General features: G+C 63.0%; 14 protein-coding genes. 12 read left to right on the forward strand and 2 right to left on the reverse strand.

The features are described 5' to 3' along the window. The first annotated feature begins 67 nt into the window (after nucleotides 1–67). The 12 genes from HWX62_RS05755 to HWX62_RS05815 all read left to right on the forward strand — a co-directional run bounded on the left by HWX62_RS05755 (nucleotide 68) and on the right by HWX62_RS05815 (nucleotide 19,082). Entirely contained in the window at nucleotides 68–9,451 is a 9,384-nt protein-coding gene (locus tag HWX62_RS05755) for a hemagglutinin repeat-containing protein (RefSeq protein WP_244135978.1), read from the forward strand. After that, nucleotides 9,448–9,849: a hypothetical protein gene (locus HWX62_RS05760; RefSeq protein WP_175932829.1), complete on the forward strand. Its 402-nt coding sequence runs from the start codon at nucleotides 9,448–9,450 to the stop codon at nucleotides 9,847–9,849. Before HWX62_RS05755 ends, HWX62_RS05760 begins: the two co-directional genes overlap by 4 nt. A 664-nt stretch (nucleotides 9,850–10,513) precedes the next feature. After that, a complete protein-coding gene (gene cdiI / locus HWX62_RS05770; RefSeq protein ID WP_175932885.1) occupies nucleotides 10,514–10,843 on the forward strand; it encodes a toxin-immunity protein system imunity protein CdiI in 330 nt (109 codons plus the stop codon). Between the two features lie 58 nt (nucleotides 10,844–10,901). Further along, complete coding sequence (locus tag HWX62_RS05775) at nucleotides 10,902–11,264, forward strand: immunity 8 family protein (protein WP_175932830.1); 363 nt, start codon at nucleotides 10,902–10,904, stop codon at nucleotides 11,262–11,264. Between the two features lie 105 nt (nucleotides 11,265–11,369). Beyond that, a complete protein-coding gene (locus tag HWX62_RS05780; protein ID WP_175932831.1) occupies nucleotides 11,370–11,825 on the forward strand; it encodes a hypothetical protein in 456 nt (151 codons plus the stop codon). Next, nucleotides 11,822–13,579, forward strand: a complete 1,758-nt coding sequence (locus HWX62_RS05785) for a ShlB/FhaC/HecB family hemolysin secretion/activation protein (RefSeq protein ID WP_175932832.1) — start codon at nucleotides 11,822–11,824, stop codon at nucleotides 13,577–13,579. The genes HWX62_RS05780 and HWX62_RS05785 overlap by 4 nt, the downstream gene beginning before the upstream one ends. Nucleotides 13,580–13,718: 139 nt before the next feature. Beyond that, nucleotides 13,719–14,021, forward strand: coding sequence for a hypothetical protein (locus HWX62_RS05790; RefSeq protein WP_175932833.1), 303 nt, complete (start codon nucleotides 13,719–13,721; stop codon nucleotides 14,019–14,021). A gap of 348 nt (nucleotides 14,022–14,369) precedes the next feature. Then, a complete protein-coding gene (locus HWX62_RS05795) occupies nucleotides 14,370–14,840 on the forward strand; it encodes a rhodanese-like domain-containing protein (protein WP_175932834.1) in 471 nt (156 codons plus the stop codon). A gap of 28 nt (nucleotides 14,841–14,868) precedes the next feature. Continuing rightward, nucleotides 14,869–15,807: a serine O-acetyltransferase EpsC gene (gene epsC, locus HWX62_RS05800; protein ID WP_175932835.1), complete on the forward strand. Its 939-nt coding sequence runs from the start codon at nucleotides 14,869–14,871 to the stop codon at nucleotides 15,805–15,807. A gap of 8 nt (nucleotides 15,808–15,815) precedes the next feature. Continuing rightward, entirely contained in the window at nucleotides 15,816–16,037 is a 222-nt protein-coding gene (locus tag HWX62_RS05805) for a helix-turn-helix transcriptional regulator (protein WP_011356215.1), read from the forward strand. Nucleotides 16,038–16,174: 137 nt separating this feature from the next. After that, a complete protein-coding gene (locus HWX62_RS05810) occupies nucleotides 16,175–17,107 on the forward strand; it encodes a family 2A encapsulin nanocompartment shell protein (protein ID WP_006479760.1) in 933 nt (310 codons plus the stop codon). Further along, nucleotides 17,082–19,082, forward strand: coding sequence for a family 2A encapsulin nanocompartment cargo protein cysteine desulfurase (locus HWX62_RS05815; RefSeq protein ID WP_175932836.1), 2,001 nt, complete (start codon nucleotides 17,082–17,084; stop codon nucleotides 19,080–19,082). Before HWX62_RS05810 ends, HWX62_RS05815 begins: the two co-directional genes overlap by 26 nt. A gap of 79 nt (nucleotides 19,083–19,161) precedes the next feature. Here the strand turns inward: HWX62_RS05815 and HWX62_RS05820 are convergent, their stop codons facing one another. After that, the gene (locus HWX62_RS05820) at nucleotides 19,162–20,046 is read right to left on the reverse strand and encodes an acetylglutamate kinase (RefSeq protein ID WP_175932837.1); all 885 of its coding nucleotides are present in this window, start codon (nucleotides 20,044–20,046) and stop codon (nucleotides 19,162–19,164) included. Nucleotides 20,047–20,094: 48 nt separating this feature from the next. Next, nucleotides 20,095–20,616, reverse strand: coding sequence for a PTS sugar transporter subunit IIA (locus HWX62_RS05825; RefSeq protein ID WP_175932838.1), 522 nt, complete (start codon nucleotides 20,614–20,616; stop codon nucleotides 20,095–20,097). Between the last annotated feature and the right edge of the window lie 59 nt (nucleotides 20,617–20,675).

Consider the following 20,675-nt stretch of genomic DNA (forward strand, 5'->3'; position numbering starts at 1 on the left):
ATCAGGTTTCGTGCGATGTTCGTGATCCGTGAGAGCGGATCAGACGAATCGCGAGTAGACCAGGATCATGAATAAAAACCAATATCGGCTGGTATTCAGCCGCGTGCGGGGTATGTTGGTTGCGGTGGAAGAAACCGCAAGTGCATCAGGTAACGCAGGACGTGGCGAAGTTGGTGTTGCCATTCGCTTGCCGTACGCATTCGCAAGGTTCGCGCTTCGTCATGTGGCACTCGCGGTACTGGTTGTGGCCGGCGTGATGCCGATATGGGCCAATGCCCAGGTTGTTGCGGGCGGCGCACACGCCCCGTCTGTGATCAATGCCCCAAACGGCATCCAACAGGTGAACATCAACCGCCCCGGCTCGTCGGGCGTGTCGATGAATACCTATAACCAGTTCGACGTACCCAAGTCCGGCGTTATCCTCAACAACTCCCCGATTAACGTCCAGACCCAACTGGGCGGCATTATCGGCGGCAACCCGAATTTCCAGGCCGGCGACGCGGCGCGTCTGATCGTCAACCAGGTCAACAGCAACAACCCGAGCTTTATTCGCGGCAAAGTCGAGATTGGAGGCGCAGCCGCACAGCTCGTGATCGCGAATCAGTCTGGCTTGGTCGTGGACGGCGGCGGCTTCCTGAATACGAGCAGAGCCACGCTGACAACCGGCAATCCGAACTTCGGGCCTGACGGCTCGCTCACGGGTTTCAACGTCAACCAGGGCTTGATTTCAGTTGTCGGCGCGGGGCTCGACACGGCTAATGTCGATCAGGTCGACTTGTTGGCTCGCGCCGTGCAGATCAACGCGAAGGCTTATGCGAAGACCGCGCTAAACGTCGTCGCTGGATCGAACCAGGTCGACTATCCCACCCTGAACGCTACGCCGATCGCGGGCAACGGCCCCGCGCCCACCATCGCGATCGATGTCAGCCAGCTCGGTGGTATGTATGCGAACAGAGTCTTTCTCGTGTCCTCCGAGAATGGGGTTGGTGTTGCGAACGCGGGCGACATCGCGGCTCAGGCGGGCGATCTGACGCTGCAAGCGAACGGTCGTCTCGTGCTGTCAGGACAGACCAATGCGGCCGGCAACATGTCGCTGTCGGCCGCGGGCGGCATCCAGAACAGCGGCGTCACGTATGGCAAACAGTCGGTCACGATCAACACGGGCGCGGACCTGACCAACAGCGGCGCGTTGACCGCGCAGCAGAATTTGACCGCCAACGTCGGTAGCCTCAACTCGATGGGCACCCTTGGCGCGGGCATTAACGCCGACAGCACGGTCGGCACGAGTGGCGATCTGAGCGTCACGAGCAGCGGCCAGTTGACCGCGACGGGAACCAACAGCGCGGCCGGCAACGCGACGTTGACCGGCAGCGGCGTCGATCTGTCGAACAGCGCGACAGCCGCCAACGGCAACCTCGCGTTGACGGCGACGGCGGGCGATGTGAACCTGACCGGCTCGACCGCCAGCGCCAAGAGCTCCGTGAACGCGCAGGCGAGCGGCACGGTCATCAACGACCGGGGTAATCTGTCCAGCGGCGCGGGCATGACGCTCGGCGGCGGCAACCTGTCGAACCAGGGTGGCCGTGCCAATTCGCAAGGCCCGCTGTCGGTGCAGATGGCCGGCACCGTGTCGAACCAGAACGGCATGCTGAGTTCCCAAAGCACAGCCGACGTTCACGGGAGTGCGATCCAGAACAATGCCGGGCTGATTCAGAGCGCGGGTAAGCAAACGATTGCTGGCGCATCGATCGATAATAGTGCCGGCCGGCTGATTTCCCTGAATGCGGACGGCCTGTCGGTGACGGCAACCGGTGCACTCACCAACGCGGCCGGCGCGAACGTGAGCGGCGATCCGGGCGGCGTCATCGGCGGCAAGGGTGATGTGACCGTACAGGGCAACACGGTCACGAACAGCGGCTCGATATCGGCCGACGCGAACCTGCACGTGATCGGCCAGAGCGTCGACAACGGTAACGGTATCCTGCACGCCGGGCAGACCGCGACGGTCGACGCCGGCAATCATTTTGCGAACGTCAACGGCCGGGTTGAGGGCCAAAGCACCGTGTTGAACGGCGCGACGCTCGACAACAGCCTCGGTAGCGTCAATGCCACCCAGGTTTCGCTGACTGGTTCGACTTTGCTGAACCACGGCGGGACGGTCACGCAGACCGGCACTGGCCCGATGACGGTTGCGATTACCGACACGCTCGACAACTCGAACAACGGCCTGATCCAGACGCGCAGCACGGATCTGTCGCTCACGCCCGCTGCCCTGATCAACGACAACGGCGGCACGATCACGCACGTCGGCACGGGCACGCTGACGGTTGGCAACGCTTCGGGTACGCTCAGCAACAAAGCGGGCTCCGTCGCCAGCAACGGCCGAACCGTCCTGCAAGGCACGACGATCGATAACTCGGCCGGTTCGGTGTCCGGCCAGACGGGCCTGAGCGTCGATGCGGCCGACTCGATCACGAATATGAGCGGCAAGCTCACGTCGAACGCCAATGTCGACGTGACCGCAGGCGGTGCGCTGGTCAACGACGGTGGTGAACTCGGTTCGAAAACGGCCACGACGACGATTCGTAGCGGCTCGCTGTCGAACCTCGGCGGCAAGGTCGTCTCTCCGAGCCTGACGGCCAACGTTGCCGGCCTGATCGATAACAGCCAGGCCGGCGACATCGAAGGCAATCAGCTTTCGCTGACGGCCGCGAACCTGAAAAACCAGGGTGGCCGCATTTCGCAATGGCAGAGCGGGCCGACCACGCTCGCCATTTCCGGCACGCTCGACAATTCGAACGGCGGCGTCATCCAGACCAACAGCACGGACCTGACGCTCGCGCCGGCCAGCCTGGACAACTCCAAGGGCACCATCACGCACGGCGGAACCGGCACACTGACGCTTACGCCCGGCAATGGCACGGGGGCTTTGCAAAATATCGGCGGCACGATCGGTACCAACGGGCAGGCCATCGTGAAGGCCGGCAGTCTGGACAACGGTAGCGGCGTCATCGCGGCGAAACTGGGTCTGGCGGCCACGATCGCCGGCGCGATGAACAACGCTCAGGGCCTGATGCGCTCGAACGCGGCGCTGTCGATCATCAGTAACGGGGCGCTGTCGAACCAGCAAGGGCACATCGAGGCGGGCACGGCGGGCGACACGAGCACGCTGTCGATTCAGGCCGCGTCGATCGACAACACCGATGGCGCGGTGCACGACTTCGGCAACGGCGCGATGAACGTGCAAGGCGGCAGCCAGATCGTGAACAGCCATGCGGGCGGCGTCACCGGCATGGGCCAGATGACGGGGCAAGGCGATGTGACGATCGGCGCGCGTTCGATCTCGAACACGCAGGGCGCCCAGTTGATGGGCGGGTCGCTCCACGTCAAAGGCGATACGGTCGACAATTCCGGCGGGCAATTGGGCAACGTCGCGAACTCGACCGGCGACGTGGATGTCACGACGACGGGCGCGATCTCGAACGCCAGTGGTTCGATCAGCTCGACACGCGACCTGAAGGTGGCGGCCTCGACGTTGCTTGGCGGCGGCGCATACAGTGCGGCGCACGACGCGACGATCAACCTGCAAGGCGACTTCACGACCACGCCGCAAACGCAGTTCAACATCGGTCACGACCTGACCTTCACGTTGCCGGGCACGTTCACGAACAGCGCGAACCTGCAATCGGTCAACAACCTGACGGTCAACGCCGGCAACATCGTCAACACGGGGGCGATCACGGCCGGTAGCCTGCTGAGTACGCATTCGGGCGACCTGACGAACTATGGCGCGATGGTCGGCGGCAGCGTCGCGATTCAGGCCGGCGGCACGGTGTCGAACCTCGGCCCGGTCGCGCTGATCGGCGCATCGGATACGTCGGGTCTGCTGGAAATTCTCGCGCGCGACATCGAGAACCGCGACGACACGACGTTGGGCGATTCGATGCCGACCACGACGATCTTCGGGCTCGGCAAAGTGGCTTTGGCGGGCGGCAAGGATGCGAACGGCAACTACACGAACGCGGCGTTGATCAACAATTCGTCGGCAGCGATCCAATCGGGCGCTTCGATGGCGTTGCATGCCGACAAGGTCACGAATACCCGGCGCGTGATGCAGACCTCGGGCAACACGAGTCAGGTCGATCCGGCACTACTGCAACAACTCGGCATCAGCATGTCGGGGTGCGCCGCTTATTTCATGGCAGCCTGTAGCGGTCAAGACGTTCACTGGGTCAACATCTTTCACGACCCGAACGATCCCAGCTACGATCCCGCGCCGATCATCGCCGCGCTCAAGGCGCAGCCGGGCGGCGTCTTCACGGTACCGCCGAACGGCGGCCAGTGGAACAGCGGCTATCAGTACACGACCTACGAGGGCAAAGCGGTTGCCAACACGGTGACGAAGCTGAGCCCGGGCGCGCAGATCGCGTCGGGCGGCGATCTCGACGCATCGGCGGTCAAGACGTTCCAGAACTACTGGAGCAGCGTGACGGCGGCCGGCAACATCAAGCAGCCCGGGAGCCTCGACATGGACGGCTGGGGCGCGACGGGCCAGCAAGCACCGGGCGTGACGGTCGCGTATTCCGGCTATTACCACTACAACAACTACGACAACACGGAGCACAACTGGACCTTGCCGTTCGGCGACAAGCCGTTCGTCGGCGGGCCGGGCGGATATACGCAGGCAGCGCCGGCCGACGTGCGGCAATACAGCTTGCCCGACTATCGCTCGACGTGGGGCGCGAACGGCACGATCTCGGGCAACGGCGTGAGCGTGAACAACACGGCGGCCAACGCGACCATTCCGTCGCTCGGCCTGCTGCCCGGTCAAGCCGTGCCGGGGCTGACGATCGGGACGGTCAGCGGCAACGCGAGCGGCACGCAATCGGGAGCCGCCGCGATCAAGGGCGGTACGCCCACCTGGGTCGATCCGGTCATCGCGAGCGCGACCGCCGTGAACGTGCTGAACAACCTGACGATTCCGCAAGGCGGGCTGTACCGGCCGAACCCGGCTCCGAACCCGACGTACCTGATCGAGACGAACCCCGCGTTCACGCGGATGAACAATTTCCTGTCGAGCGACTATTACCTGAACCAGATCGGCGTGAATCCGCTGACGACCGAAAAGCGCCTTGGTGACGGGTTCTACGAGCAGCAGCTCGTGCGCAACCAGGTCACGCAACTGACGGGCAAGGCGGTATTGGGGCCGTATACGGACCTTCAGGGCATGTATCAGTCGCTGATGCTCGCGGGCGCTGAGTTGTCGAAGTCGCTGAACTTGCCGCTCGGCATGAGCCTGTCGGCGCAGCAGGTGGCCGCGCTCACGACGAACGTGATCATCATGCAGACCGAGACGGTCGGCGGCCAGCAGGTATTGGTACCGGTCGTGTATCTGGCGAAGGCGGACCAGCAAAACGCGAACGGTCCGCTGATTACGGCCGGCAATATCGATTTGAAGAACACGCAGGTCTTCACGAACAGCGGCACCGTGAAGGCGGATACGACGCTCGCGCTTCAGGGCAAGCAGATCGACAACGCGTTCGGTGCGCTGCAAAGCGGCGGGCTGATGTCGCTCGACACGACGGGCAACGTGGATCTCACCTCGGCCAACGTGAAGGCCGGCAGCCTCGACCTGAATGCAGGCAACAAGCTGATTCTGGATACCGCGACGCAGACGACGCACCTGGTCAGCCGCGACGGCGCGACGAGCGACAAGACGACGCTCGGGCCGGCGGCCAACCTGAACGTGGCCGGCGACGCGTCGATCAAGACCGGCGGCGACTTCCAGCAGAACGCGGGCAACCTGAACGTCGGCGGGAACCTGAACGCCAATATCGGCGGGAACTGGAATCTCGGCACGCAGCAGACCGGCGAACACAAGGTCGTGCAGCGCGCGAACGGGGTGTCGGATACGGACCTCAACAGCGCGACCGGCAGCACCGTGAACGTCGGCGGCAAGTCGGCCATCGGTGTGGGCGGCGACCTGACGGCGCAGGGTGCGCAACTCAACTTCGGTCAAGGCGGCACGGTTGCGGCCAAGGGCAACGTGACCTTCGGGGCGGCGAGCACCACGTCGACCATCAACGCCAATAGCTCGGGCGATCAAGGGAATCGCAGCTATGCGGAAACCCGGCATGGGTCGGACCAGGCGCTGACGGGCACGACCGTCAAGGGTGGCGATACGCTCAATGTGGTGTCGGGCAAGGACATCAATGTCATCGGCAGCACGATCGACCTGAAGAAAGGCGATGCGAACCTGCTGGCGGCCGGCGACGTGAACGTCGGGGCCGCGACCGAAACGCATGTGTACAACTCACGCGAGACGCATAGCCGCAGCGGCGTCGTGAGCGGTACGAAGATCGCCAGCAGCCAGGACGCGACCAGCACCGTCGCGAACGGCAGCCTGATTTCGGCGGACGGCGTGTCGATCGGCAGCGGCAAGGACATCAACGTCCAGGGTAGTACGGTCGTCGGGACGCACGATGTCACGCTCAATGCGGCGCACGACGTGAACATCACGACGTCGCAGGACACCAGCCAGTCGTCGACCACCTATCAGGAACAGCACTCGGGCCTGATGTCGGGCGGCGGCCTGTCGTTCTCGGTCGGCAACAGCAAGCTCGCGCAGCAGAATCAATCGTCCAGCGTGACGAACAACGCCAGCACGGTCGGGTCGGTGGACGGCAATCTGTCGGTCAACGCGGGCAATACGTTGCACGTGAAAGGCAGCGATCTGGTCGCAGGCAAGGACGTGACCGGCACGGCCGCGAACATCGTGATCGATTCGGCCACCGATACTTCGCATCAGGCGCAACAGCAGCAGACGAGCAAGAGCGGGCTGACGGTCGGCCTGTCGGGCTCGGTGGGCGATGCGATCAACAATGCGATCAGCGAGACGCAGGCCGCGCGCGAATCCGCGAAGGACAGCAACGGTCGCGCGTCGGCGCTGCATAGCATCGCGGCGGCCGGCGACGTGGCATTCGGCGGTATGGGGGCCAAGGCCCTGCTGGACGGCGCGAAGGGGCCGCAGGCTCCGAGCATCGGCGTGCAGGTCAGCGTCGGTTCGAGCCATAGTTCGATGCAGTCGTCCGAAGACCAGACGATTCAGCGCGGTTCCAGCATCAATGCGGGCGGCAATGCGAAGCTGATCGCGACGGGCAACGGTACGCCGAAGGACGGCAACATCACGATCGCGGGCTCGAACGTGAACGCGGCCAACGTGGCGTTGGTCGCGAACAACCAGGTCAATCTCGTCAACACGACCGATACGGACAAGACGCAGAGTTCGAACTCGTCGTCGGGGTCGAGCGTCGGCGTATCGATCGGTACGAACGGCATCGGCGTGTCCGCGTCGATGCAGCGTGCGCACGGCGACGGCAATTCGGATGCGGCGATCCAGAACAACACGCACATCAACGCCAGCCAGACCGCGACCATCGTGAGCGGCGGCGACACGAACGTGATCGGCGCGAACGTGAACGCGAACAAGGTTGTGGCTGATGTGGGCGGCAACCTGAACGTGGCGAGCGTTCAGGATACGACCGTGAGCGCCGCGCATCAGTCGAGCGTGGGCGGCGGCTTCTCGATCAGCCAGACCGGCGGCGGAGCGAGCTTCAGTGCGCAGAACGGCCATGCGGACGGCAACTATGCGGGCGTGAACGAACAGGCGGGCATCCAGGCCGGCTCGGGCGGGTTCGATGTGACCGTGAAGGGCAACACCGACCTGAAGGGTGCGTACATCGGCAGCACGGCCGATGCGTCGAAGAACAGCCTGACGACTGGCACGTTGACGACGAGCGACATCGAGAACCACTCGCACTACAGCGCGAACAGCGCGGGCTTCAGCGCAGGCGCGTCGGTCGGGGTGAGCACCAAGGCGGTCGGTCCGTCGTCGGTGTCGGGCGCGGGCGGCGTCACGCCGATGGTGTTCCAGAACGACAGCGGCGATCAGAGCGCGACGACGAAGAGCGCGGTAAGCGCCGGCACGATCAACATCACGAAGCCGGGCGAGCAGACGCAGGACGTCGCGAGCCTGAACCGCGACACGACGAATCTGAACGGGACCGTTTCGAAGACGCCCGACGTTCAGAAAACGCTGTCGCAGCAGGCCGATACGATGAATGCGGCGCAGGCGGCCGGGCAGACGGTGTCGCAGGCCATTGGCCTGTATGCGGACAACAAGCGAGATGCGGCGCTGAAAACGGCCCAAGCGGCGTATGACAGCGGAGACCTCGCCGGCGCGCAGGCCGCGTTGAACGAGGCCAAGGGCTGGATGGAAGGCGGGGCGTCGCGGGCCGAATTGCAGGGCGTGGGCGGTGCACTGATTGGCGGGCTCGGTGGGGGCAGTGCACTCACGGCGTTCGGCGGCGCAGCGGGTGCCGGCGCGTCGTCGCTCTTGGCCGGACAGGCCGAGAAGATCAGCAAGTCGATGGGCGATACGACCGGCTCGTCGCTGGTCGGCAACATCGCTGCGAACGTGGCGGCAACCGTTGGCGGCGCGCTGGTTGGCGGTAGCGCGGGCGCGTCGATGGCGTCGAATGTGCAGCTTTACAATGCGGGTAACGACTCGGGCAACCAACAGTCAAACGACGTTTTCTCATCGTTATCGAAGAAGGTCGCCCAAGCCATCGTCATGACGGCAGATGCCAAGGCCGGTGTCTGGAACGGGATGGTCAACATCGCTGGCGCGATCGTTAATCTTCCGAACGGCGGGCCATTCGCGTCGTCTGGCGATCCGGGATACGTTTCGCTCGATGGGTTGAAGAAGCCGTATAAGTCTGGAACATCGGCCGGGCCTGACGCGGAGTTGCTGACGCCTATCTTGGCGACGCTGGGTCTTGGCGGAAAAGCGGCAGTCGGAACTGATGCGGCAACAACATCGGCGGATGTTGCCGCGGTTGGAAACGGTGCGCTCAAAACTGCAAGTGGCGACTTGAACGCGGCCGGCAATGCGGCAAGAACGCAACCGTATGGCAATGGCGCAAGCGCGTCGCCCTCGCCGGGAACGGCCACGGCGGGGAGTTCTGGGGGGAATGTACATTATCCAGTTTCTAATAGCGCATCTGGTGCTATAAACGCGCCGTCTGCGATCCAACAGACCACAAACCTTTTCTCGTCGAATGTACCCGGAACACTGAACATTGGGGGCACGACGTTTACCGAGTTGCCAAACACGGGTAACGCGGCAATGTTCACCGGTGCCACTGACGCGCAAGTTCAACAGTTTTTCATGGAGCTTACTGGGACAACGAAGCTGCCTGTTGCCAGAACGATTCCAGGAAAAGGAACCGTGTACGTCGTGAATACTCCCAACGGAAATTTTGCTTTAAGAGATTTTTCAACTTCATCGGGACAAACCGGCGCTGCCTGGACCATTGATGTACCTAAAGCTGCAGTAGGAACTACGTATAATCCTGAGATAAAATTCGTTAAAGGTGGAGGTTCGCATTGAAATCGGTAGAGCACGTTGATGAGATCGTCAGGGACTCGTTCGGGCTGTGGGTTTCTGGACTGTTCAGTGCGATCGGCTCTTGGAATCCAACATTCTCATTTGATGAGCATAAAAATGCTTTTTTCTGGGTGATTGATAGATTGCTCCGAGATGGGAAAATTAAGTTTGTCGCTCCAGGGGCGGATTGTTATGCGTCGCCTGAAAATCCCAATCCGCGATATACGATTTACGATAAGGAGGCACATTGGTCCGATGTGCCGGAGGTAATTGTTGAGAGTCTCCGCTCCCAGTGGCCGGAGGGCGCACACGATGAAAATGATCTGGATTTGATGACTTATTTCTACAGCATCCCTGGGATAATCTGGGTTGGAGATGATGGGTCACTCGTCGCATCATAGGACGGTTTTCGAATCTGTCGCCCTCGTCAGCGAAACCGAACATTTCGTATTCCACAACCAGCATGCAGGACGACTTTGAATCGAAGCTCACGCCGGGTGGCATGTCTATCGGTAATGGACATCTGAATATCACATCATGAAAGCCGAAATCAAGTCGCTGCATTCCCTGCAGCTGGAAGAACGCCGATTAACTGCCTGCCGGATGATGTATCGAACTTCGATACTTGGATTCGAGCCTATATTGGTCCGCAAGGCAAGGTGGGTTCGGAGGCATTCGACATCGAGGTCTGCGCACCAGAGTGGCTTAAATCGCGATGTGCTATCGAGGGGCAATATGGGAGAGGCACATTCTGATTGTCGAAGCCTACGATTGCGAGGTCATCAAAGCGGTCATTGAACGCTACGTCGCAACTTGCCATAGCGAAGATTGGGCTGTGATCGTGGCCAAGTTGAATCGAATGGGTGCATGGGAGTTTGAAGATTATCAGGACCGATAGCACTCCCCGAGCAAGCGATGGTTGTTTGTTGAAACAGCAGCAGAATTTCGAACGTCATGGCTAATATGCGACCGCTCCGAAGCTTGCCGACGATCTTGTTGCGAGCACGTCGAAGCCAATGGTGATGGATGCGAAGCTCGGTGGACTGATGGATGATCTCTATCGCGATGAATATTGATCTCCAACGACGCTACGATTCGTCGGATGATTTTTTCTTACTCGGTGGAAGCGTTGTGATGAAGCTATCTGCCGATGCAGCAATTGCAGTTTGTGAACGGGCGGGGCAGCACGGTTTGATTGTTGCTCGGATCGAGGGAGGTATTTGGCATTTTCCTGGATTCGAAGCGAGGCTCGATTGCATTTGGGATGGAGTCGATCCGCCCGTTGACGCTGGTGTTGCGGAACAAAACAATCTAGCCGCAGCTGAGTTCGTTCGTTCAGAGAGTCAAGAGCACGATGTTTTTGTTGTGACTGCCACACAGATAACAGGCTGGTGAGTTGGGCGAAGAGCATCCTGACCAACGTCGGCGCCATTGATTTGTTGCCACCAACACCATGAAAGCTGAAATCAAATCGCTGTATTCCTTGCAGCTGGAAGACACGCTGATTAACTACCTGCCGGATGATGTATCGAACTTCGGTACTTGGATTCGTGCCTATATTGGTCCGCAAGGCGAGGAGGGTTCGGAGGCGTTCGACATCGAGGTCTGCACACCAGAGTGGCTTAAATCGCGATGTACTATCGAGGGGGCAATGTGGGGGAGGCACATGCTGATTGTCGGAGCCTACGATTACGAGGCAATCAAAGCGTTCATTGAACGCTACGTCGCAACTTGCCATGGCGATGATTGGGCTGCGATCGCGACCAAGTTGAGTCGAATGGGCGCATGGGAGTTTGAAGATTATCGGAACCGATAGTACTCCTCGAGCAAGCGATGGTGGTTGCTGAAACAGCAGCGGAATTTCGAACATCTTGTCTAATATGCGACCGCTCCGAAGCTTGCCGACGATCTTGCCGCGAGCATGTCGAAGCCAATGGTGGTGGATGGGTCACGGAAGGCGCAAAGGCTACTGCGCGCCGCTAAGCTCAATATCGTTGTGGCAAAAGCTATGAATGCATGGAAAGATTTTGTTGCCGATTTAACGAAAATCGAATCTCTTCGGCTGGCTAGAGATGAAGCTATCGAGGATTGGGGGGTAGACATTCCGACTACGCTCCTCTTCGGAAAGTTAGGAAAGAGTGTCGCAGCAAGATTCGATGAATATTCACCCGAAGACCGGACATATATCTTCGAGACTATCGAGCGCGGCATGACGGCAGAGAACGTCGATCTGAAGACCTTTTTTGCAACGGGTCTATTGGAGTCTCTATACACGCAAGCACACCGAGATGGCGCACTTCTGACGCGTCTGGAAATGCAACTTGGGGATATGTCTAGAGCGTACTTAAAAGATTGGGGAATGTGGCATCAATCATGACTATTAAGCGGTTGTTGATCTTGCAATTGTCCGCGTTGGTTACGCTCTCTGCGCAGGCACAACAGGCCCCCACTCCGAACGACCAGGCCGCCGCCGCCCGCGCGAATGCCGAGCAGAATCAGCAGGTGCAACAGCGCCGTGACGCGCAGCAGCGCGACGCCACCGTGCAAGCGCCGGGCATGCGTTCAGACGTGCCGCGCCCGGAAGCCTATCCGGTACTGCCGACCGAAACACCGTGCTTTCGAATCGACCATTTCGCGCTCGACGTGCCCGACTCGTTACCGCCCGCTTCAAAGGCGCAAGGCGCATCCGCCTTACCGATGGATCGCTTCGCCTTTGCCCGCGACTGGCTCGCTCACTACGCCGGCCAGTGCGTCGGTAAGCAAGCTGTCGACCTGATCGTCAAGGGGCTGTCGCAGGCCATCCTCGCACGCGGCTACATCACGACCCGCGTACTCGTGCCCGAGCAGGATTTGTCCACCGGCACATTGAAGCTTGCCCTGATTCCGGGTGTCATCCGGCACGTGCGTTTCGAGGACGAGAAGTTGCGCGGAACGTGGAAGACTGCGTTCCCGACTCGCGACGGCGACGTGTTGAACCTGCGCGATATCGAGCAAGGGCTTGAGCAAATGAAGCGCGTCTCAAGTCAAGACGTGTCGATGCGGATCGCACCGGGCGACATGCCCGGCGAAAGCGATGTCGTGCTCGACGTGAAGCGCGGCAAGCCATGGACCGTTGTGGCGTCCATTGACAATTCCGGCACGCGCGCGACCGGCAAGCTGCAAGGCAACGTATCGCTTGGCATCGACAACCCGCTAGGCCTGAACGACATCTTCAACGTCGGCTTCAACCAAGACCTGGAATTCGGCGACAAGCGCTTCGGCTCGCACGGCTGGAACGCGTTCTACTCGGTTCCGTGGGGTTACTGGACCGGCACCCTGTCGGCCTATACCAGCACGTACTTTCAACCGCTCGCGGCCGTGAATCAGACGTTCGTTGCGAGCGGCAACATGAAGACGGTCGACTTCAAGCTCAATCGTGTGCTGACGCGCAGCCGCAACGATGTGTTCGGTGTGCAGGTTCGCCTGACGCGCCGCTTTGGCGACAGCTACATCGAAGGCACGACGATACCGTCGTCGCACCAGAACGCGACCTTTCTTGAATTCGGGCTGAACGACCGGCACTATTTCGGTTCGTCGCAGTTCGACGGCTCGCTTGCCTATCGTCAGGGGCTCGGCTGGCTCGGCTCGACAGACAGCATGTTCGCGGCAGAGGGAGGGCAGACGTACCGATTCAAGATGGTCGTGCTCGATGCGAATCTGTCGACACCGTTCGTCATCGGTACGCAGCCGTTCAAGTATGTGACGACCTTTCACGGCCAGTACACGGGCAACACGGTTTCATACCTTGACAGTGTCACGATCGGCAGCCGTTATACCGTGCGGGGATTCGACGGCGAAAGGTTGCTGGCGGCATCACGCGGGTTCTACTGGCGCAACGAATTGCAGGTCCCGATCGCGCAGACCGGGCTCGCGGCCTATGCCGGTCTCGACTATGGTCGCGTCTGGGGACCTGAGCCGGTGGCGCTGGTCGGCACGCAGCTCGCGGGCGCCGTGATCGGCGTGAAGGGCAGCGTCGCCACGCGCTTCGGCTCATATGCGTACGATCTCTTTGCGGGCACCCCGGTGTACAAGCCTTCCGGATTCGAGACCGCACGCGTAACACTTGGATTTCAGCTTACGGCGCAATTCTGAGCGAGGCATGTAGAAGCAAAAAGCCATGTGCGTGGGAGCCCCCGTCATGCATATCGAGCAGTCGGTCGAAATGTATTAGCCGGTGCGATGCAAAAGGCAGCTCGGGGGGAGTCGTCAGTTGCCGATCATGGAGATTTCAATGCTGAAGAATGCGTGGGCCGGAAATGAGCCTCTTTGGAAGGTCTGGTGGGGACTCGGTATTCCCACAGGAGCGGCCATGTTTCTGAGCAACGTATGTGTGAGGCACGTGGTCCATCTGTCGACGCCGATTATCTACGTGGTACCGCTGCTCTTTCTGCAACTCGTATTGATCGCCGCGTGGGTACGAATTGCCTGGATTTGTGCTCCGAATGTGAAGCATTATTTGTGGATGTATCTTGCGCGAATCTGGCTTGTGTTCTGGCTGCTTTCACAGGTTCGGCAGGCGTTGCAGTACGGGTAGGCAATCGCCGTTCTGCGTGGCGTTACAGCGCCGGCCAGCCCGCCTTGATTTATCTGGGACCGAGATTGCTGTCGGCCCATGAGCGTCCGCTTTCACCACACCCCCTTCGATGCACGACATCGAACGGCCCTCGTCCTCCATTTCCCACCCGCCAGCGACGCGCGCACCAATAGCGCGCGTCCGCTATTGCATTCCCCGCGGCGCTGATTAGGAAATGAATTTTTATTGGTTCTGCTTCCCCGACCGCACTCGCATAGTGGCGCTGACGGCTATAGACAGCACGCAAGCTGCAACGGCCGCATTCCCGGTGTTTTTGTTCATACGAATCTGCGAAAACGAGGAAGTGTGATGACGGTTGAACTGGAAGAACGAACCGCTGCGCAGCAGGCGCTCGACGGCGCGCGCGCGGCAGCCGTGGCGGCCGGCACGCCGTACGCGGGCGGCGTCGCGCCGGAAGCCGCGTGGGCGCTGTTTTCAGCGGGCGACGCATTGCTGGTGGACGTGCGCACGGCCGAGGAACGGAAATTCGTCGGTTACGTGCCCGAGTCGCTGCACGTGCCGTGGGCGACCGGTACCAGCCTGACGCGCAACCCGCGCTTCGTGCGCGAGCTGGAAGCGAAGACCGGCAAGGACGCGGTCGTGCTGTTGTTGTGCCGCAGCGGCAACCGCTCGGCGCAGGCGGCCGAGGCCGCAACGAAGGCAGGTTTCACGCAGGTATTCAATGTGCTCGAAGGCTTCGAGGGCGACCTCGACGAGCGGCAGCATCGCGGCGGCCACAACGGCTGGCGCTTTCGCGGCCTGCCGTGGGCGCAGGATTGATTCACGGCCGTTACGGGGAGAAAGCAGCATGGCCGCATTCGACATCGACGACATCGTTCAATCGTTGCAAACGGTGCGCCGCGCCTGGCGCGAAAAGCAGCGGCGCTCGCTCGAACCGGGCGGGCGCGATTTGCCGGCGCGCGAGGCGCTTGCGCAGATCGTCGGCGCGCTGAAGGGCGTGCTGTTCCCGATGCGGCTCGGGCCGCCCGACCTGCGGCAGGAAAGCGAAAACTTCCACGTGGCCCATGCGCTCGACGCGGCGCTGAATGCGCTGCTCGCGCAGGTGACGCTCGAATTGCGCTACACGGCGCGTCAGCGCAATGCCGACGGGCCAATCGAGAACCTCGACGAAGTCGCGTCGAAGGCCGTGCAGGCATTCGCCGCGCGCTTGCCGGAGATTCGCCGGCTGCTCGACAGCGACGTGCTGGCGGCTTTTCACGGCGATCCGGCGGCCGGCAGCGTCGACGAGGTGCTGCTGTGCTATCCGGGCATCCTCGCGATGATCCATCACCGGCTTGCGCACGAGCTGTACGGGCTCGGCCTGCCGCTGCTCGCGCGGATCATCGCCGAGCAGGCGCATGCGGAAACGGGCATCGACATTCATCCGGGCGCGCGCATCGGCGCGGGCTTCTTCATCGACCACGGCACGGGCGTCGTGATCGGCGAGACGGCGATCATCGGCGAGCGCGTGCGCGTGTACCAGGCGGTCACGCTCGGCGCGAAGCGCTTTCCGCGCGATGCGGCCGGCCATCTGGAGAAAGGGCTCGCGCGCCATCCGATCGTCGAGGACGACGTGGTGATCTATGCGGGCGCAACGATCCTCGGGCGCGTGACGATCGGGCGCGGCGCGGTGATCGGCGGCAACGTGTGGCTCACGCAGGACGTGCCGCCCGGCGAAAACGTCACGCAGGCCGTGCTGCGCAGCGAAGCGAACGCCGCGCCGCGCACGGCGGCGCGCGTCGCCTAGGAGGCGCGATGAGCGACCTCATCCATCACTTCGGCGCCAACGTGCGCAAGCTGCGCGAAGCGCGCACGTGGTCGCAGGAGCAACTGGCCGAGCATGCGGGGCTGAACCGCTCGTACGTCGGCGAGATCGAGCGCGGCGAGGCGATCGCGTCGATCGTCACGGCCGACAAGATCGCGCGCGCGTTCGACGTGTCGATCTCGACGCTGCTGCCGGGCGCGTACGTCACCTGAGGTCGCGCCGCATCGTTTCCCCTTTCGGGTGCACGACCTGACGGCTATAGCATGTTGAGCCGGCAGGGGCGTGCTTCCGATAATCACCGAGCGTCATAAGCAATCCCGTTTTTCATCTTAAGAACCCGGAGCCACACATGTCGACCGTTGCAAGCGGCACGGCCGCGCTGAGCGATCACGCCGCCCGCCAACTAGCGAACGCTACCAAGACCGTCCCCCAGCTTTCCACGATCACGCCGCGCTGGCTGACCCATCTGCTGCAATGGGTACCGGTCGAGGCCGGCATCTATCGCCTGAACCAGGTGAAGAACCCGGAAGCCGTGCGCGCCGCGTGCACGCAGCTCGAGGACGAAAGCGTGCTGCCGCAGACCTTCGTGCCGTACGAGGAACAGCCGCGCGAGTACTTCCTGAACGCGGTGAGCACGGTGCTCGACGTGCATACGCGGATCTCCGATCTCTACAGCAGTCCTCATGACCAGATCAAGGAACAGCTGCGCCTGACGATCGAGACGATCAAGGAGCTGCAGGAAAGCCAGCTGATCAACAACCCGGACTACGGGCTGCTCGCGAACGTGACAGACGAACAGCGGATCTTCCCGCTGACGGGCGCGCCGACGCCGGACGATCTCGACGAGCTGCTGACGAAGGTGTGGAAGGAGCCGGCGTTCTTCCTCACGCATCCGCTCGCGATCGCCGCGTTCGGCCGCGAATGCACGCGGCGCGGCGTGCCGCCGCCGACGGTCAGCCTGTTCGGCTCGCAGTTCCTCACGTGGCGCGGCATTCCGCTGATTCCGTCGGACAAGGTGCCGGTCGCGGACGGCAAGACCAAGATCCTGCTGCTGCGCGTCGGCGACAAGCGCCAGGGCGTCGTCGGCCTGTATCAGCCGGGCGTCGCGGGCGAGCAGGGGCCGGGCCTGTCGGTGCGCTTCATGGGGATCAACAACCAGGCGATCGCGTCGTACCTGATCTCGCTGTATTGCTCGCTCGCGGTCCATTCGCCGGATGCGCTGGCTGTCCTCGATGACGTCGAAATCGCCAAGTTCCATGACTATCCCGACACCTACCGTTAATCCCGGCCCGGCCGGCGGCGACGCGCACGCGTTGCCGCATGCGCCGCTGCCGGCCGGGTTGCCCGATCCGGCGACGCTCGCGCGGCTCGCGTCCGAGTTCTTCGCGACGCCGCCCGGGCAGGCCACCGCACCCGGCTTGTCGGCGGGCAGCGGCGCGGTCGGCGGCGTGCCGTCGGCCTTGCCTGCGGCGGCGCCGATTCTCGCGTCGGTGAGCAACCCGGTGCCGGGCGGTTCGCCGCTCGCGGGCCCGGGCGGGGCGGGCACCGGCGTGCCGGGCCTCGCGCTGCCGCAAGGCAAGGTACCGGGCGCGAACCTCGCGCCGTCCGCGCCGACGCACGTGCTGTCGCTCGGCAACCGCGCACCCGCGCTCGCGCCGCATGCGGCCGCGCAGAACGGGCTGCCCGACAACGTCGTATCGATCGCGCCCGCGCTGGAGCCGCGCGTCGGCGGCGCGGCGCTCGGCGTGCCGCAGGTGAATGCACCGGCACCGGAAGGCGCGGCGAAGGCGTCGCCGTACTACTTCACCGACGGTTCGCTGCAGGGCTGGCAAGGGACGCCGCAGGACATCGTCGTGCCGTCGAACGGCCTCGCGTCGCCGGAAGCGTTCGGGTTGCCGGGCGACGACACGCTGCGCGAACTGCTCGCCGTGCATCGTGACGTGCCGGCTTCGCGTGCATCGGGCGCTGACGTGCCGCGTTACTTCATCGACGACGCGCACGCAGCCGAGCCGCAAGGCCAGTTGCATGGCGGCGCCCACCCGCCGTTCGACGTGAACGCGATTCGCCGCGATTTCCCGATCCTGCAGGAGCGCGTGAACGGCAAGCAGCTCGTCTGGTTCGACAACGCGGCGACGACGCACAAGCCGCAGGCCGTGATCGATCGCCTCGCGTACTTCTACGCACACGAGAACTCGAACATCCACCGCGCGGCGCACGCGCTGGCCGGCCGCGCGACGGATGCGTACGAGCATGCACGGGAAACGGTGCAGCGCTTCATCGGCGCATCGTCGCCGGACGAGATCGTGTTCGTGCGCGGCACGACCGAGGCGATCAACCTGATCGCGAAGACGTGGGGCGTGCAGAACGTCGGCGAAGGCGACGAGATCGTCGTGTCGCATCTCGAGCATCACGCGAACATCGTGCCGTGGCAGCAGCTTGCCGCGCTCAAGGGCGCGACGCTGCGCGTGATTCCGGTCGACGATTCGGGCCAGGTATTGCTCGACGAATACCGGAAGCTGCTCAACGATCGCACGAAAATCGTGTCCGTCACGCAGGTGTCGAACGCGCTCGGCACGGTCGTGCCGGTGAAGGAAATCGTCGAGCTCGCGCATCGCGCGGGTGCGAAGGCGCTGGTCGACGGTGCGCAGTCGATCTCGCACATGCGTGTCGACGTGCAGGCGCTCGATGCGGATTTCTTCGTGTTCTCCGGGCACAAGATCTACGGGCCGACCGGGATCGGCGTCGTGTACGGCAAGCGCGCGATCCTCGACGACATGCCGCCGTGGCAGGGCGGCGGCAACATGATCGCGGACGTGACGTTCGAGCGCACGGTGTTCCAGCCGCCGCCGAACCGTTTCGAAGCCGGCACCGGCAACATCGCGGATGCGGTGGGGCTCGGCGCGGCGCTCGACTACGTGAACCGCATCGGCATCGAGAACATCGCGCGCTACGAGCACGATCTGCTCGCGTATGCGACGAGCGTGCTCGCGCCGGTGCCGGGCGTGCGGCTCGTCGGCACCGCGCGCGACAAGGCGAGCGTGCTGTCGTTCGTGCTGAAGGGCTATGAAACCGAGGAAGTCGGGCAGGCGTTGAACGAAGAGGGCATCGCGGTGCGCTCGGGGCACCACTGCGCGCAACCGATCCTGCGACGTTTCGGGCTCGAAGCCACGGTGCGGCCGTCGCTCGCGTTCTACAACACGTGCGACGAAGTCGATGCGCTGGTGAGCGTCGTCAGGAGACTGGCGGCGCGACGCTGACGTCGACGTTGTCGTCGTGTCGATGTTGTCCCCTTGCGGCGGCCTTTGCGGGCCGCCGCAAGCGTTTTGATGCTACCGATCAGAAACGTACGACCGGCTTCTTCTCGACGCTGAACCCGTCGCGCAGCACGCACGACGAATCGGCGAAGTAGCGGCGGATTTCCGACAGCAGATCGGTGTTGCCGCGCCGGCAGAACACCACGCCCGAACCTTCGTCCGTCAACAGTTCGTCGATCAGCGAGTCGGGTTGCCCGATATCGGCGAGGTGGACGTTCTGCACGCCGTGCGCGAGCGCATCGAGCGCGTCCCGCACGCACGGCGCCGCGTCGGCGGCAGGATGTTCGGCGAGCCATTGCTCGAGTTCCGTGATGCCGTACAACCCGGCCAGCTCGCCGAGTTCGCGCAGCAACGCACCGTCGACCATCATCACCAACGACACGGCGCACGTGTGTTGCGCGAGCACGCTGCCGAGCCGTTCAGGGCGCAGCAGGCAGTCGCGGCCCGCGTCGTCTGGTGCGATCGGCATCACGACGGGCACCAGTCCATTGTCGAGAAACGCATTCAATGCGGTGACGTCGAACCGCGCGACCTCGCTCGTGTTCGCGTGGCCGGATTCGGCGCTGGCGACGAGCAGGCCGCCGTCGTGACCGTCGACGCCGATTGCCCGCGCGCCGTGGCTGCCGATCAGGCGCACCAGTTCATGGTTGACGCCGGCCATGGCGGCGTGTGTCGCGTGGACCGATTGCGCGACGGACGCAGTCGGAATGCTTTGGATCACGATCGGATGGATGCCGGTGAGCGCGAGCAGCGCGACATCCTGCGCGAAGGCCGAGCGCGTGTGGACGTCGCTGGCGGCACCACCGTCGACGATGACGACGGTCTGTCCGTGCAGCGCCTGCATGAACGGCAGTGAGCGGGCCAAGCCGGCCACGCGTCGAGTGGGAGTGTCAGGGTCTGGGAACATGGGCGTTCGAAAGGATGAAGGGGATACCTGTCGTTGCGCGACGCTGGATCAAACGGTGCGTTGCATGAGTCGGCGAATCTCGTCGGGTGTTTGTGCGTCGCGTGACGCTTGCCGGATCGCGCGTTCGCTGAACCATCGCGCGGCGTCGGCGAGCAGTTCGAGGTGTACACGGTCGTCCGCGTGCGGCAGAACCAGCACGACGAATTCGCGCACGGGCTTGCGGTCGGGCGCGTTGAACGTGAACGGGTATCGCGCGCGGACGAACAGCGCGACGGCCGAGCCGATCCCGTCGACGCGCGCGTGCGGAATCGCGACGCCCTGGCCGAGGCCGGTCGAGCCGAGTCGTTCGCGCTTGATCAGTTCGGCCCGGATCCGTTCCGCGGATACGCCGCTGTCGCGTGCGACATGGTGAGCGACGAGATCGAACAACTGGATCGCGCTTTCCACTGGCACGTCGAGCAGGATGTTGTCCGGCGGACAGGCGTCGGCGAGCCGGGGCGCGAACGGCGTGCCGCCGTGTCGGCGAAGGAGGTCGGGTTGGCCGCCGGCGGCGGCCTGCTGCGTTTGCATGCGGATTGCTCCGTGTCGGGATGACAGGGAAATCCTAGACAACCGCGTGTAAAGACGGT

The sequence above is a fragment of the Burkholderia sp. BCC0506 genome, from assembly GCF_902833145.1.
Taxonomy (GTDB): domain Bacteria; phylum Pseudomonadota; class Gammaproteobacteria; order Burkholderiales; family Burkholderiaceae; genus Burkholderia.

Bases quoted from the DNA above. Each gene is read 5' to 3' on its own strand.
- HWX62_RS05815 (WP_175932836.1), top strand. From the start codon at position 17,082: ATGACTATCCCGACACCTACCGTTAATCCCGGCCCGGCCGGCGGCGAC.
- HWX62_RS05810 (WP_006479760.1), top strand. From the start codon at position 16,175: ATGTCGACCGTTGCAAGCGGCACGGCCGCGCTGAGCGATCACGCCGCC.
- HWX62_RS05755 (WP_244135978.1), top strand. From the start codon at position 68: ATGAATAAAAACCAATATCGGCTGGTATTCAGCCGCGTGCGGGGTATG.
- HWX62_RS05805 (WP_011356215.1), top strand. From the start codon at position 15,816: ATGAGCGACCTCATCCATCACTTCGGCGCCAACGTGCGCAAGCTGCGC.
- HWX62_RS05790 (WP_175932833.1), top strand. From the start codon at position 13,719: ATGCTGAAGAATGCGTGGGCCGGAAATGAGCCTCTTTGGAAGGTCTGG.
- epsC (WP_175932835.1), top strand. From the start codon at position 14,869: ATGGCCGCATTCGACATCGACGACATCGTTCAATCGTTGCAAACGGTG.
- HWX62_RS05785 (WP_175932832.1), top strand. From the start codon at position 11,822: ATGACTATTAAGCGGTTGTTGATCTTGCAATTGTCCGCGTTGGTTACG.
- HWX62_RS05820 (WP_175932837.1), bottom strand. From the start codon at position 20,046: ATGTTCCCAGACCCTGACACTCCCACTCGACGCGTGGCCGGCTTGGCC.
- HWX62_RS05780 (WP_175932831.1), top strand. From the start codon at position 11,370: ATGTCGAAGCCAATGGTGGTGGATGGGTCACGGAAGGCGCAAAGGCTA.
- cdiI (WP_175932885.1), top strand. From the start codon at position 10,514: ATGAATATTGATCTCCAACGACGCTACGATTCGTCGGATGATTTTTTC.
- HWX62_RS05775 (WP_175932830.1), top strand. From the start codon at position 10,902: ATGAAAGCTGAAATCAAATCGCTGTATTCCTTGCAGCTGGAAGACACG.
- HWX62_RS05825 (WP_175932838.1), bottom strand. From the start codon at position 20,616: ATGCAAACGCAGCAGGCCGCCGCCGGCGGCCAACCCGACCTCCTTCGC.
- HWX62_RS05795 (WP_175932834.1), top strand. From the start codon at position 14,370: ATGACGGTTGAACTGGAAGAACGAACCGCTGCGCAGCAGGCGCTCGAC.